Source organism: Bacillus cereus group sp. Bce019, assembly GCF_051781745.1.
Lineage (GTDB): Bacteria > Bacillota > Bacilli > Bacillales > Bacillaceae_G > Bacillus_A > Bacillus_A cereus.
This window is the reverse complement of sequence record NZ_JBPWJX010000039.1, coordinates 1-14,792: the sequence shown is the minus strand read 5'-3', so window position 1 is coordinate 14,792 and position 14,792 is coordinate 1. Positions and strand designations below refer to the sequence as shown.

Below are 14,792 nucleotides of genomic sequence, written 5' to 3'. Positions count from 1 at the left end.
AGGATCAAACTCTCCAATAAAGTTAGTTTGTCTAGCATCTAAAATAAAAATTGACGTTTCACGTTGTTTGTTTCGTTTAGTTTTCAAAGTTCAATATCGCGTTTCAGCGACTTTTATAATTTAACATTTTGCGTTAAATCTGTCAACAACTTTTTTCTTTCGTTCCTGACGACGCTTATTAATTTACCATATTAATCATTTAATAGTCAACACTTTTTAAAAAAATGCCAAAATAATTTTATCTTGGCATGATATAAAGCTTAATAATCACTAATGCTGCCACACCCGGTAGACCTAATAAACTCGTTATTGCTGCTGTACCCATGTTAATTGGGATATGAAAATCAAAATATGTCCCTACAACATTTACGATAAAAAGCAATGCTATTCCTAAAGTAACATGAAAAATCACCTTACCTATAAAACGTAATGGCTTAGAGGCAACACCAAAAACAAGAAAAATAAATACTAAAGTAAGAATACCAACAATAATAATTGTAGAATTCATTTTTTCCTCCTTATGAATGACCTATACATCTATTTGTATGGGACAAGACAATAAAAAAGAACAGTTATCATATGCAGCATCTCTTTCATATAAACTAAATAAAACAATACCTCAGCACTTAAAAAACAAAATAAAAAGGCCTGCTTAGAAAGCAGAACCTTTTACCATTGTTCCATTTTTACAGGACGACGCTTTGCTTCTTTCAACAAAAAGAAATATTTCGCCTCTGCTATTTTCAAAGAACAAATGACATCTTGAGACGGTTCTACACTTTGTTCGACCATTCTCTTCTGACGTAACCACTCATTCTTCACTTTTTCCAAAAGTACAATTAACTTATCGTCATACTCTTTACGCAATTTACCCTTTTTTTGAAAGAACATTTTTGTTTCTCCTCTTATACTTCTCTGCGCCCTTCTAACGCTTTGGATAATGTCACTTCATCTGCATATTCTAAATCTCCACCAACTGGCAGACCATGTGCAATACGAGTTACTTTAATGCCTGTAGGTTTTAAGAGGCGGGAGATATACATCGCTGTAGCTTCCCCTTCAATATTAGGGTTTGTTGCTAATATCACTTCTTGTACCGTTTCATCATGTAGTCGCTTTAAGAGTTGCGGGATATTAATGTCTTCCGGTCCAATTCCCTCCATAGGAGAAATCGCACCACGTAACACATGATATACACCTTGATACTCTTTCATTTTTTCCATCGCGATTACATCTTTCGGTTCTTGCACGACACAAACAACTGATTGATCTCGATGTGAATCATTACAAATATAACAAGGATCACGATCAGTAATATGTCCGCATACAGAACAGTACGCTAAATCTCGCTTCGCATTTACAAGTGCTTTCGCGAAACCTAACACATCATCTTCTTTCATATCTAATACGAAAAATGCCAATCGAACCGCTGTTTTCGGTCCGATACCTGGCAACTTCATAAAACTATCGATTAGTTTTGATATTGGTTCTGGATAATGCATGTATCAATATCCTCCTAGAACATTCCACCTGGTAAGTTTAAGCCTTTTGTAAATTTACCCATTGTAGAGTTTGAAAGCTCATCAGCCTTTTTAAGTGCATCATTTGTTGCAGCTAATACTAAGTCTTGTAACATTTCGATATCTTCTGGATCTACAACTTCCTCTTTAATCTTCACTTCAAGAATTTGCTTGTGACCATTTGCAATAACTGTAATCATTCCGCCGCCAGCTGTACCTTCAACTGTTTTTTCACCAAGCTCTTCTTGTGCTTTCGCCATGTCCTTTTGCATCTTTTGCATTTGTTTCATCATGTTATTCATATTTCCCATTCCGCCACGCATCATAATTAATTCCTCCTAATTATTATTACTCTTTTATTTCAATGAGTTCTTGCCCTACTAACTTCACTGCCTCTTCTATAAGAGGGTCTTCCTTTTTCTCCGGGCTTTCTTCAGACTCTCCACCTTCACGTTGTAAAAAGTCTTCACGGATTTTACCCCATTCACTTTTTGGAATGGCAATCATATTTAACCTTTTACTTAGCAATTCAAATAAAACTTGTTCTACTGTATCCATAGCTTCTCGATTTTCGCTCGCCATCTTACAGTGAATCTCATATTGAAATGCTAAAACGTAAGTGTCATCTGAAGCTGCCACTGGTTCACTATTTTCTAGTAAAACGGCAAACGCTACTTTGTTATATGATTTGAGTCTTCCTAACAACTCACCCCATACAGCTTTTAATTGTTCTAAATCTTGACGCTTCGCTTGTTTTAATACTTCATTTACACGTCCGACAGGAATTTTCATACTTCCTGTTCGTACCGGTTTTGGTGTTGCACGTGTCTCTCTTACTTCCTGTTGTACACCAGCTGGCACACCGTTCTTTTTGACTTGCTCTAACTCTTTCTCCAGTTGCTGCATCCTGTTCATAATTGCTTGCAAACGATCTGTACCATTTGCTTGCATCATAAACTGTTGACACAATTGCACCATAACAACTTCTAAGAAAATACGCGGATGATTTGTCCACTTCATTTCCTGTTGTCCCTTACTAAGGGTATGAATAATCTCATAGATCACTTCCGGTTGCATTTCTTCACTCAACTTACGGAATTGATCATCTACAATTACTCGTTCCAACATATGTTCTAGTTGTGGTGAAGTTTGATATAAAAGCATATCACGATAATAGTAAATGAAATCCTCCATAAAACGAACTGGATCCTTCCCTTTACTCATCATTTCATCTATGATTTGCAATGCTCTTGATACATCATTTTCACGTATGCACTCTACTAAATTGCCTAAGTATTGCTGAGAAACAGATCCTGTTACGGCCAATACATCTTCTGTCGTAACAATCTCATCACTATAAGATATAGCCTGATCAATAAGACTAAGCGCATCACGCATACCACCTTCGGCAGCACGCGCAACAATTTGTAATGCTTCACCTTCCACTTGCGTACCTTCGTTTGTCACGACCGTTGATAATCTCTCAACAATATCATTCACTGATATTTTTCGGAATTCAAAGCGCTGACAACGTGAAATGATTGTAGGTGGGATCTTATGAGGTTCTGTTGTCGCCAAAATAAAGATAACATGTCCTGGCGGCTCTTCTAAGGTTTTTAAAAGCGCATTGAATGCACCCATAGAAAGCATGTGAACTTCATCAATAATGTATACTTTATATTCTACAGCACTTGGAGCGTATTTTACTTTATCTCTAATATCTCGAATTTCATCTACACCGTTATTTGAAGCCGCATCAATTTCTAATACATCTGAAATGGATCCTTGTGTGATTCCTAAACAAGAAGGACATTCATTACAAGGTTCAGCTACCGGAGCATGTTCACAGTTAATTGCTTTTGCAAATACTTTTGCAATTGTCGTTTTTCCTGTTCCCCTCGGGCCAGAAAATAAATAAGCATGTGAAACTTTCTCTTGAAGAAGGGCATTTTGCAACGTTTTTGTCACGTGCTTTTGACCGACTACATCTTCGAACTTTTGCGGTCTCCATGTTCGGTATAACGCTTGGTATGACACGAAAATACGGCCTCCCTCAAAGGTTATTATCTCATTTATTATAACCCATTCTGTTTATAGATTCCAAAAGTTATTTTCTATACAAAAAACTCACCTTTGTATTAAGGTGAGTTTTGTATACATATATAACTGCCGTGCACCCTCCGTCGATTACGTACCATAAGCGTTACTCAAGCAGTTAGCTCGGTTCAGGCACTCCTGCGGCACACGAGAAGACCCGCTTATTGCTGCTTCCTTCCGGACCTGACAAGGTTCACGGGGTCCCGTTGCGCAGGACCCAAACGTCAACACCACTTACTTAAGGCAGACCTTACAGCAACATAACCTCGAGAGGGGATTCGGCCTCGCTAGAGCGGATTGCGAGTATAGGGCACCGCTACCTCCCCGCTTAGCACGGCAAAGTTAAAACCAATATTCGGTTGCCTTCATTAAAGGCATTATCAGTATAACTTGTTTCTTTAGAAAATGCAAATACGTTAGTTCCCAGTATTCTTCTCTAATTTTTTTATTGCTTTTCTTTTTTTACGAAGCTCTCTAAAAAAGTTTGTTAACAACGTACCGCATTCTTCCTCTAGTACACCAGATACTACTTCACATTGATGATTGAAGCGTTCATCCGTTAAAAGATTCATCAATGTCCCTGCACATCCGCCCTTCGGATCACTTGCACCATATACAACTCGCTTCACTCGTGATAAAACAATTCCACCCGCACACATTGGACAAGGTTCTAATGTTACATACAATGTTGCATCTTCTAAACGCCATGTCCCTAATTTTTTACATGCATCATCTATCGCTAGCAACTCAGCATGAGCTATTGATCTTTGCTCAGTTTCCCTTAAATTATGGGCAACACTAATTACCTCACCATCTAACACTATAACTGCTCCAATTGGTACTTCCTGTATTTCCTCTGCCTTTTTAGCTTCTTCTATCGCTAATTGCATAAAATAAATATCTTGATCTTGTTCCATAACATAGTCCTTTCATTACAAATAAAGTACACTTATTTCCATTTACTACACAGGGGATAACTTTTACAAATTCAATCCACCCTAAAAGAAAAAAGAGAGGGGATTACATATGAAAAATACCGCCTTGCTCATTATCGATATGATTAATGACTTTCAATTTTCCCACGGACCCATTCTAGCTAAAAAATGCGAAACTATAACAAACCCTATTTTACAATTAAAGAAAAAAATGAAATCCTTCGGCTATCCTATAATTTACGTTAATGACCATTATCAACTTTGGAGATCTGATATCGACCAACTTATTACTCATTGCACAAATGAATATAGCGAAAATATAATCCATAAGATTGCTCCAAGTTTTGATGAGTACATTTTTATTAAACCACATTATTCCGCTTTTTATGAAACACCTTTAAATTCATTACTAGGTTATTTAAAAATAGAAAATCTAATATTAACAGGGGTTGCCGGAAATATATGTATCCTATTTACAGCTAATGATGCTCATATGAGAAATTATAAATTGTATGTACCACAGGATTGTATCGCCTCTAACAACGACCAAGATAATATACATGCTTTAAAAATAATGGAAACTACATTGAAAGCAAATATAACATCATCAACCAAAATAAAATTTAATTAATACATATATCTATTTTCTAACTTTTTATATCAAATTAACCCGCTCGCTTCCCTCTTGTGCTACAATAATTCTGTTTTGTGTTTTTAGTAGTCACGGTAAATCACTGATTGAAAGGAGGAAACAGCGTGACCGGAGTACCATTTATCACGGTTGAAGGACCAATTGGTGTTGGAAAAACTTCACTTGCGAAGGAAATTTCAACTCACATGCAACTCCACTTACTAAAAGAGATTGTTGATGAAAATCCCTTTTTAGGAAAGTTCTATGAAGACATCGACGAATGGAGTTTTCAAACAGAGATGTTCTTTCTTTGTAATAGATACAAACAATTAGAAGACATTAACATAAAGTACTTGAATCAAAGGAAACCAGTAGTAGCGGATTACCATATCTTTAAAAATTTAATTTTTGCATCCCGCACATTAAAAGACTCTCAATATGACAAATACATGCAAATTTATCGTATCCTTACACAAGATATGCCTGTGCCAAATGTCATTGTTTATTTAACAGCTAGCCTAGAAACATTGCAAAAACGAATCGCCATGCGCGGAAGAGAATTTGAAAAAAACATGGATCCAAATTACTTACTACAGCTCACAAAAGATTATGAAACAGCAATGGATGCTTTTAAAAAAGATCATCCGGAAATACCAGTATTGAAATTTAATGGCGACGATATGGATTTTGTAAAAAATCCTGATGATTTAAACGTTATCCTATCTGCCCTTCAAAATACTCTCTTAAAGGAGTCGAAATAATAATGAATTTAAGGCAAAAATATGATATACCCAATGACGCAGTAATCACTATCGCCGGAACAGTAGGTGTGGGTAAATCAACTATGACAACTGCATTAGCTAATGCTTTAGGTTATCGCACATCATTTGAAAAAGTAGATTCCAATCCATATTTGGACAAGTTCTATGCGGACTTCACTCGCTGGAGCTTCCACCTACAAGTGTACTTTTTAGCAGAACGATTTAAGGAACAAAAAAGAATTTTTGAATATGGCGGCGGTTTTGTTCAAGATCGTTCCATTTACGAAGACACTGGAATTTTCGCAAAGATGCATCATGAAAAAGGAACAATGACGGAAACTGATTATGAAACATACAAAGGTTTATTTGACGCTATGGTCATGACTCCTTACTTCCCTCATCCAGACTTATTAATTTACTTAGAAGGTTCTTTCGATGATATTGTCGATCGTATTCAAGAACGCGGGCGCCCAATGGAACAGCAAACACCAATTGAGTACTGGAAAGAAATGCATGGACGTTATGAAAACTGGATTAACAACTTTAATTCATGCCCTGTATTACGCTTAAATATTAATGAGTACGATATTTTAAAAGATGGTGATTCAATCGAACCAATCATAAAAAAAATTGGCCATTTTTTAAAACAAACACGTAAACTTGTAAAATAAAAAACCCGTGCATATGCACGGGTTTTCCTATTAAATTACTTCTTCTTTGTTGGAGCAATAATTTCACTCTCAGGTTTTCCTGCGTTAATGCGCTGACGAACAGTACTTGTACTAATATCGTATGCTTCAGCAATCTCTTTAACAGTCATTTCTTTCCCGTTAATTACTGCCGTTAATACTTTACCTGTACGTTTTGGAGCTGCTTCTTTCTTTACAGCTGCTTTTTTAACTTGTTTTGGCGCCTCTACTTTACTCGTAGCTGGTTTTACATCACAAGTACAACCACAAAGTTTACGGAATGTATCATCACTAATAATGCGTGATACGTTTGCACCACTGTTTAAAATTCTATTGTTCTTACAGACAGGACATTGTACATAATATAAAGTTTTTCCATCTAAAGGAAACGTTTGTATAATAAGATCCATGTTGACTCCTTTCATATCTATGAAGATAATCATCGGAATATGAGTGTGTAATAAGGACAAAATTACCTTACACCATACTTTATGATTGGTTTTAAAATAAAAACTCGTTACGTGTTGGTAACGAGTTCTCCAATCTCCACTTATATGCGCTGTTGTCAATTATATCTGGAGGAGGTAGAGGGATTCGAACCCCCGCGCGACTCTCGCCGCCTGTCGGTTTTCAAGACCGATCCCTTCAGCCAGACTTGGGTATACCTCCATATTGACATCAAATATAATATCAAAAGAAAAACAGTTAGTCAACCCTACTAAAATAAATTATGAGGAAAGGAAAATTTTACTTTCCCCTTCCTACATTACAGTACTGACAACGCTCATAATTACCAATCACTCATACCGATGAATGTTTAAATTTACTTAATAACTGTTTTTCCTCCCATATAAGGGCGAAGAACTTCTGGAATTATAATTGTACCATCTTCTTGTTGGTAGTTCTCTAAAATAGCTGCAACCGTACGTCCAATTGCAAGACCAGATCCATTTAATGTATGAACATGTTCTGGTTTTCCATTTGGTTCACGGCGAAAACGGATATTTGCACGTCTCGCTTGGAAAGCTTCAAAATTACTACAAGAAGAAATTTCACGATATGTGCCATAGCTTGGAATCCATACTTCAATATCGTATTTCTTCGCTGCTGTAAATCCTAAATCGCCTGTGCACATGCTCATAACGCGATATGGCAACTCTAATAATTGTAACACGCGTTCTGCATCATTTGTTAACTTTTCTAACTCTTCATAAGAATCTTCTGGTTTTACGAACTTCACAAGCTCTACTTTATTAAACTGATGCTGGCGAATTAAACCACGTGTATCACGTCCAGCTGAACCTGCTTCAGAACGGAAGCAAGAGCTAAATGCAGCATATCTTATAGGCAATTGCTCTTTATTTAAAATCTCATCACGATGCATATTCGTTACAGGTACTTCAGCTGTTGGAATTAAGAAGTAATCTTCACTTTCAATACGGAATGCATCTTCTTCAAACTTTGGAAGTTGTCCTGTTCCTGTCATACTTGCACGGTTTACCATATATGGAGGTAATACTTCTTCATATTCATGCTCATCAGTATGAAGATCAAGCATAAAGCTAATTAAAGCACGCTCTAATCTTGCACCAGCACCTTTGTAGAATACGAAGCGGCTTCCTGTTACTTTCCCAGCGCGTTCAAAATCTAAAATTCCTAAATCAGTAGCAAGATCCCAATGTGGTTTTGGCTCATAAGTAAATTCTTTCACTTCTCCCCAAGTACGTGCTACTACATTATCATCCTCTGTTTCACCAACTGGAGCTGATTCATGAGGGATATTTGGAATAGATAACATTAATCTTTCTAAGTCTTCTTCAACTGTACGAAGTTCGTTATCAAGATCCTTTACTTTTTCTCCAACTTCACGCATTTCTAAAATTAGAGCTTCTGCATCTTTCTTTTCACGCTTCAATACAGAGATTTGTTGAGATACTTCGTTACGTTTACTTTTTAGTTCCTCTGTTTGAACAAGTAGTTCTCTTCTTCTCGTATCCAATTCTTCAAAACGACCAAAATCAGTTAAATCTTCGCCTCTATGCTGTAATTTCGCTTTTACTTCTTCAAAGTTTGTACGTAAAAATTTAATATCAAGCATTGTATACTCCTCCTTTTATTTTATAAAACACAAAAAACTCCCGTCCCTATATAAAGGGACGGGAGTTAACCCGCGTTGCCACCCTAGTTGAAAGCATTACCGCTTTCCTCTCAAGTAGAAATAACGGCTCTTCACCGGGAATGCTTACTAATCCAAAAGATATTCCACATTCCATTCCAGGATGGATTCACAAACTGTTTCTATCGATTTCCACCAACCATCGACTCTCTATAAGAAACGACATTTGTTACTATTTCCTATCAACACGCTTATTTTATAAAATTGTTACCATCAATTTACTATAATCTTATACAAGTTGCAAGTTACTTATACAACTTTTTTCATTTTCGCTTCTTTTACCATTTCAACAAAGTATGCTGTCACACGATGATCATCTGTTAATTCCGGATGGAATGAAGCAGCTAAAAACTGATCTTGTCTTACCGCTACCATTCGGTCACCATGCTTAGAAAGCACTTCAACATTATCAGCTACTTCTACAACATACGGCGCACGGATAAATACACCAACGAAGTCTTCACCCACGCCTTCAATTGAAAGCGCAGCCTCAAAACTATCCTTTTGGCGTCCGAACGCATTGCGCTCAACTGTAATATCCATAGCACCAATATGTGCTTCTTCATAGCCAATAAGTGTTTTCGCAAGAAGAATCATCCCTGCACATGTACCAAACATTGGTTTACCAGACTTTGCAAATGTACGAAGTGGTTCCATGAAAGCATACTTATCAATAAGACGGCGCATTGTTGTACTTTCACCGCCCGGTAAAATAAGACCATCAATCTCTTCAAGTTGCTCTATACGCTTTACAACAACAGCTTCTGCACCACTTGCTTCAACTGATTTTACATGCTCACGAACTGCACCTTGAAGACCTAGTACACCGATTTTCACCATTTTAAAGTTCTCCTTTAATTACCATCCACGCTCTTGCATGCGTTGTTCTGGTAATAACGTTGAAATTTCGACACCCTTCATTGCATTACCTAATCCTTTAGAAAGGCTTGCAATTAGTTCGTAATCTTCATAATGAGTCGTTGCTTCAACGATTGCACGTGCAAATTTCTCTGGGTTTTCTGATTTGAAGATACCAGATCCAACAAATACCCCATCAGCACCAAGTTGCATCATTAATGCTGCATCTGCTGGTGTTGCTACACCACCTGCCGCAAAGTTTACAACTGGTAAGCGACCAAGACGTTTAATTTCAAGTAATACTTCGTAAGGAGCGCCAGTATTTTTTGCATATGTCATTAACTCATCTTCACGTAGACTCGCAACTTGACGGATTTCTGCATTGACTTGGCGCATATGACGCACTGCCTCTACAATGTTTCCTGTTCCTGGTTCACCTTTTGTACGAAGCATAGATGCACCTTCTGCAATACGACGTGCAGCTTCTCCGATATCACGGCAACCACATACAAATGGAACTGTGTAATCACGTTTATTTAAATGGTATACTTCATCAGCAGGAGTTAATACTTCACTCTCATCGATATAGTCTACCCCTAATGATTCTAATACACGTGCTTCTACAAGGTGACCGATACGGCATTTTGCCATAACCGGAATTGACACCGCACCCATAACTTCTTCAACAATTGTTGGGTCTGCCATACGAGAAACGCCACCTGCTGCACGAATATCTGCTGGTACACGCTCTAATGCCATAACGGCAACTGCGCCTGCCTCTTCTGCAATTTTTGCTTGTTCAGCGTTAACTACGTCCATAATAACGCCGCCTTTTTGCATTTCTGCCATTCCACGTTTTACACGTTCTGTCCCTGTTACATTTGTCATGTACAAAAACCCCCCTAGGTGAATTGCTTTCCCCCGTTAAAGGCGAAAATTAAGAATACTCTTACATTCTACCACTAACTATCAGATGCTTGTCTACTACTTTTTCATAAAGTCGGTATGAAAAATAGGAATAAAAAAAAGCTCCTATCGTGAGGAGCTTTTAAAACCAACCTTTTACTGTATCAACAGCACTATTCCACATACCACTAAAGAATGAACCAATTCCGCGCATAGCACGAGTAAACCAGTTTGCTTCTTCTACTTCAGATGTCGTTACAAGATCCACTTGCAGTGACTTACCAGTTAAAAATCCAGGGTCGTTTGTATCTTTTGGCGTAATTACCATTTGACCAAGCGCAGCTCCCTTTTTAATAGGTGCTTCTTGTCCCTTACTTGATTCTTTTAATTCTGTTTTATAAACATCTTTACTTCCTTTTGGCACTGGAAGTGAAATAGCTTGTTTCGTTTGAACTGCTACATCTTTATCTTTCGCATTTTCTACTCGTACTGTTTCTTGTCCTTTTACTGAAGAACCTTTTTTATACATTTGTTTCACTTCAAAGTTAGCAAATCCATAATCATATAGCTTCTTTGTTTCATCAAAACGTGCTGTATGAGAACTTGTTTTAATAACTACAGAAATAAAACGCATTCCGTTTCTTTCAACCGTACCAGTGAAGCAATCTCCTGCTTCTGGAGTTGAGCCTGTTTTTAGGCCATCTACGCCATCATATTCTTTAACTAAGCCCTTTAACATCCAGTTCCAGTTCGACATTCCAAACTTCTCTTTTTCTGGACGGAATTCTTTTTTAGGGATTTTTGCTGTATCTAACACTTTTGGATAATCTTTAATTAAATGTTGTGCTAAAGTTGCAACATCCTTTGCAGACATTTTATTTTCTTCATCCGCTGTTGTTCCTTCAGGATGCATTCCCTTTAAATCTTTATTCGTTAAACCTGTAGAATTGACAAATTTATAATTTTTTAACCCTAGTTCTTTCGATTTGTCATTCATCATTTTTACGAAGTCTACTTCTTTACCTGCAATTGCTTCTGCTAATGCAATTGTTGCACCATTTGCAGAAAAGATTGCCATTGCTTCGTATAACTCTTTTACTGTATAAGAGCCACCATTTTCTAATGCAACATTTGATAATGAAGCATCTTGTGAAACCTTATATGCATATTCAGAAACCCTAATTTTCTGGTCCCACTTAAGTTTTCCTTTATCCACTGCTTCGTGAACTAAATATTCACTCATCATCTTTGTCATACTAGCAATGGATAATAATTCATCTGCATTCTTTTGATATAAAATTTTCCCAGAATTCGCTTCTACTAAAATTGCCGCACCTGCTTCAATGTTTAAAGCGGCTCCTGTTTCAGCTGATGCATTGCTATATGGCATAAAAATGCTACAAGCTAGTGTAAGCACTGTTACCAAAGCAATGAATCTTTTGCAAAACATACCTTTCACTTTTGCTACCCCCAATATCTATGTACTCACATAACCGTTATTCTAACATAATCAAAAAAAAATAGACAGAGATATCAAATCTCTGTCTATTTGTATATAAGACATTATAATGAGTAGTTTGGAGCCTCTTTTGTAATTTGTACGTGATGAGGATGACTTTCACGTAAGCCAGCACCTGACATACGAATGAATTGTGCATTTTCGCGTAAGAATTCTAAATCCTGTGCTCCGCAATATCCCATACCTGCACGTAAGCCACCAACTAATTGGTGAACTGTATCTGCTAAAGGTCCTTTATATGGCACTCGTCCTTCAATACCTTCTGGGACAAGCTTTTTATTACCTTCTTGGAAGTAACGATCTTTACTTCCTTTTTCCATCGCACCGACAGAACCCATACCACGATACACTTTAAATTGACGACCTTGGTAAATTTCAGTTTCTCCAGGGCTTTCTGCAACACCTGCAAACATGCTACCTAGCATAACAACATGTGCTCCTGCCGCTAAAGCTTTCACCATATCACCAGAGTACTTAATACCACCATCAGCAATAACTGGAATACCGTGTTTACGAGCTTCTGTTGCACAATCATAAACTGCAGTTAATTGTGGTACACCAACACCGGCTACAACGCGTGTTGTACAAATAGAACCTGGTCCAATACCAACTTTAACTACGTTTGCACCAGCTTCAATTAATGCTTTCGTTGCTTCAGCAGTAGCAACATTTCCAGCGATAATATTTAGTGATGGGTATTTAGCACGAACTTCTTTTACCTTATCAATAACACCTTTAGAATGTCCATGTGCTGTATCAAGTACAATTGCATCTACACTAGCTTTTACTAATGCATCGATGCGAAGCATAGCATCCGCTGTTACACCAACTGCTGCTCCAACTAATAAGCGTCCTTGCTTATCCTTAGCAGAGTTTGGGAATTCAATTACTTTTTCAATATCTTTTATTGTAATAAGCCCTTGTAATACACCGTTATTATCAACAAGAGGGAGTTTTTCAATTTTATACTTTTGTAGGATCTTTTCAGCTTCTTCCAGTGTAGTACCAACTGGAGCTGTAATTAATTGTTCTTTTGTCATTACGTCAGAAATTTTGATTGAGTAGTCTTGGATGAAGCGCATATCACGGTTTGTAATAATACCAACTAATTTTCGCTCATCTAAATTATTTACAACCGGTACACCTGAGATACGATATTTTCCCATAAGATGTTCTGCATCATATACTTGATGTTCTGGAGTTAAGAAGAAAGGATCTGAAATAACGCCGCTTTCAGAGCGCTTTACTTTATCAACTTGCTCTGCTTGTTGCTCAATAGACATATTCTTATGAATAATTCCTAAACCACCTTGGCGAGCCATTGCAATAGCCATGTCAGCTTCTGTTACTGTATCCATTCCTGCACTAATTAACGGGATGTTTAGCTGTAAGCTTTCAGATAAAACTGTTTTAACACTTACTTCTCTTGGTAATATATCTGACCTAGCTGGTACAAGTAATACATCATCAAAAGTCAAACCTTCTTTAACAAATTTAGATTCCCACATAATTGTTCCCCCTATGATACCAGAAATTATTATTAGTAGCTTATCAATTGGTTAAAATACTGTCAAGGACGTATATATATGTTAGAATTTTTAGATAATAAAAGGAGCGTAATATATGCATCAAACATCTTGTACTTGGCAGCAGTTAAGTTTCTTTTTTTCATCTCAAAACGTACAACGTTATCTTGCCCGTTGTTATGAAAAATCCTCTATTCAGGATGCAGAAAAAAAAAGTTTTGAAAATTGTTATCCCTTTATTTATTACTTAGAACACGGGAAAAATTATTATGAATTATATAAGACAGCTCCATTTTCCATTCAACCAATGTTGTTATTTTATGGAATTAGTCAACTGTTTAAAGCATGCCTACTAACTATTGACCCTAACTATCCTGAATCCACTACTGTTTTAGCTCATGGCGTTACAACTCGCAAACGAAAAAAACAAGGGTATCAATTTTTAGAAGATGAGGTGAAGGTACAAAAAAACGGATTGTTTACTCATGTTGCAGAACAACTGTTTCACATGAAACACTTAGAAGCAGAAAAATTTAACATGTTAGAACTAATGGGAAATATTCCAGAATTACAAAATTTATTTCGTTATAGTCAAAAAGGATCAACTTTATATAAAATTGATTCAACAATTAAAAATGAGCTCTCCTTTTCAGTCAACCTACTAGATCGATTACATATGACTAAAGAGAGATTTTCTCGTTACATTGAAACATCTTGTAAGCATTTATCAATACAACACGTACCTGAGAAGACTAATAAATCGAATTTACTTTTTACAGCGCCTATTCAATCATGGAATCCTATGTACAGTACTCCTTTATACTATGAACATCTTACTAATACTTATTATTTGCCACTTACGACTGACCCTAGAAATCCTAAGCCAATATTACCTGAACTCCTCATTCATTATTTATTGCTCTATAATTTAAGCATGATTTCTAGATATGAAACAGATTGGTGGTATGACTTACTTGGAAGTTATGGTTCTGAAGATTATCCATTTATTTATCAATTTCTAAGTATTTCTGCTCAAAAAATCCCTTACTATATTTCAAATTTTTTATTAATGGAACCAAATCTATTTCATGGGAAATAAAAAAACACAAGTCAAATGACTTGTGTTTTTAGTTGCTTGGCGACGTCCTACTCTCACAGGGACAAGGTCCCAACT

At 36.7% G+C, this 14,792-nt stretch carries 16 protein-coding genes, 1 tRNA gene, 1 other RNA gene and 1 other annotated feature; of the genes, 4 read left to right on the top strand and 14 right to left on the bottom strand.

Translation table 11 applies throughout. From position 1 onward, the window contains the following. Positions 1-238: 238 nt before the first annotated feature. From ACS2QP_RS27010 to tadA, 7 genes are all read right to left on the bottom strand, one after another. Positions 239-508, bottom strand: coding sequence for a pro-sigmaK processing inhibitor BofA family protein (locus tag ACS2QP_RS27010; RefSeq protein ID WP_001089273.1), 270 nt, complete (start codon positions 506-508; stop codon positions 239-241). Positions 509-669: 161 nt separating this feature from the next. After that, positions 670-891, bottom strand: coding sequence for a YaaL family protein (locus tag ACS2QP_RS27005; RefSeq protein WP_000466019.1), 222 nt, complete (start codon positions 889-891; stop codon positions 670-672). 14 nt (positions 892-905) lie between these two features. Next, positions 906-1,502: a recombination protein RecR gene (recR, locus tag ACS2QP_RS27000; RefSeq protein WP_000559169.1), complete on the bottom strand. Its 597-nt coding sequence runs from the start codon at positions 1,500-1,502 to the stop codon at positions 906-908. A 14-nt stretch (positions 1,503-1,516) separates the two neighbouring features. Continuing rightward, a complete protein-coding gene (locus ACS2QP_RS26995; RefSeq protein WP_014894853.1) occupies positions 1,517-1,843 on the bottom strand; it encodes a YbaB/EbfC family nucleoid-associated protein in 327 nt (108 codons plus the stop codon). 25 nt (positions 1,844-1,868) lie between these two features. Further along, positions 1,869-3,557 carry a DNA polymerase III subunit gamma/tau gene (gene dnaX / locus ACS2QP_RS26990; RefSeq protein WP_017674202.1) on the bottom strand — a complete coding sequence of 563 codons (1,689 nt, stop codon included), beginning with the start codon at positions 3,555-3,557 and terminating at the stop codon, positions 1,869-1,871. A gap of 132 nt (positions 3,558-3,689) precedes the next feature. Beyond that, positions 3,690-3,954, bottom strand: an RNA gene (gene ffs / locus ACS2QP_RS26985) — signal recognition particle sRNA large type. Between the two features lie 79 nt (positions 3,955-4,033). After that, complete coding sequence (tadA, locus tag ACS2QP_RS26980) at positions 4,034-4,534, bottom strand: tRNA adenosine(34) deaminase TadA (RefSeq protein WP_000434329.1); 501 nt, start codon at positions 4,532-4,534, stop codon at positions 4,034-4,036. A gap of 109 nt (positions 4,535-4,643) precedes the next feature. Here tadA and ACS2QP_RS26975 point away from each other — a divergent pair, with 109 nt between their 5' ends. The 3 genes from ACS2QP_RS26975 to ACS2QP_RS26965 all read left to right on the top strand — a co-directional run bounded on the left by ACS2QP_RS26975 (position 4,644) and on the right by ACS2QP_RS26965 (position 6,615). Further along, entirely contained in the window at positions 4,644-5,183 is a 540-nt protein-coding gene (locus tag ACS2QP_RS26975) for an isochorismatase family cysteine hydrolase (RefSeq protein ID WP_000798724.1), read from the top strand. A gap of 125 nt (positions 5,184-5,308) precedes the next feature. Beyond that, complete coding sequence (locus ACS2QP_RS26970; protein ID WP_000148218.1) at positions 5,309-5,944, top strand: deoxynucleoside kinase; 636 nt, start codon at positions 5,309-5,311, stop codon at positions 5,942-5,944. A gap of 2 nt (positions 5,945-5,946) precedes the next feature. Beyond that, positions 5,947-6,615: a deoxynucleoside kinase gene (locus tag ACS2QP_RS26965; protein ID WP_001053585.1), complete on the top strand. Its 669-nt coding sequence runs from the start codon at positions 5,947-5,949 to the stop codon at positions 6,613-6,615. Positions 6,616-6,650: 35 nt separating this feature from the next. Here the strand turns inward: ACS2QP_RS26965 and ACS2QP_RS26960 are convergent, their stop codons facing one another. From ACS2QP_RS26960 to guaB, 7 genes are all read right to left on the bottom strand, one after another. Then, on the bottom strand, positions 6,651-7,043 hold the full coding sequence (locus tag ACS2QP_RS26960; protein WP_000364193.1) for a DUF3797 domain-containing protein: 393 nt from the start codon (positions 7,041-7,043) through the stop codon (positions 6,651-6,653). Positions 7,044-7,209: 166 nt separating this feature from the next. Next, positions 7,210-7,302: transfer RNA gene (locus ACS2QP_RS26955), tRNA-Ser, on the bottom strand. A 154-nt stretch (positions 7,303-7,456) separates the two neighbouring features. Further along, entirely contained in the window at positions 7,457-8,731 is a 1,275-nt protein-coding gene (serS, locus tag ACS2QP_RS26950) for a serine--tRNA ligase (RefSeq protein WP_438883005.1), read from the bottom strand. A 51-nt stretch (positions 8,732-8,782) separates the two neighbouring features. Beyond that, positions 8,783-9,004: a binding site (T-box leader), on the bottom strand. A gap of 54 nt (positions 9,005-9,058) precedes the next feature. Continuing rightward, positions 9,059-9,649, bottom strand: a complete 591-nt coding sequence (pdxT, locus tag ACS2QP_RS26945) for a pyridoxal 5'-phosphate synthase glutaminase subunit PdxT (protein ID WP_000238785.1) — start codon at positions 9,647-9,649, stop codon at positions 9,059-9,061. Between the two features lie 18 nt (positions 9,650-9,667). Continuing rightward, the gene (pdxS, locus tag ACS2QP_RS26940; protein ID WP_000186165.1) at positions 9,668-10,555 is read right to left on the bottom strand and encodes a pyridoxal 5'-phosphate synthase lyase subunit PdxS; all 888 of its coding nucleotides are present in this window, start codon (positions 10,553-10,555) and stop codon (positions 9,668-9,670) included. Between the two features lie 160 nt (positions 10,556-10,715). Then, on the bottom strand, positions 10,716-12,023 hold the full coding sequence (gene dacA, locus ACS2QP_RS26935; protein WP_438883006.1) for a D-alanyl-D-alanine carboxypeptidase DacA: 1,308 nt from the start codon (positions 12,021-12,023) through the stop codon (positions 10,716-10,718). A gap of 113 nt (positions 12,024-12,136) precedes the next feature. Then, positions 12,137-13,600: an IMP dehydrogenase gene (gene guaB, locus ACS2QP_RS26930; RefSeq protein ID WP_000264088.1), complete on the bottom strand. Its 1,464-nt coding sequence runs from the start codon at positions 13,598-13,600 to the stop codon at positions 12,137-12,139. Between the two features lie 115 nt (positions 13,601-13,715). Between guaB and ACS2QP_RS26925 the strand changes: the two genes are divergently transcribed. After that, a complete protein-coding gene (locus tag ACS2QP_RS26925; protein ID WP_119682816.1) occupies positions 13,716-14,717 on the top strand; it encodes a YaaC family protein in 1,002 nt (333 codons plus the stop codon). Positions 14,718-14,792: the final 75 nt, after the last annotated feature.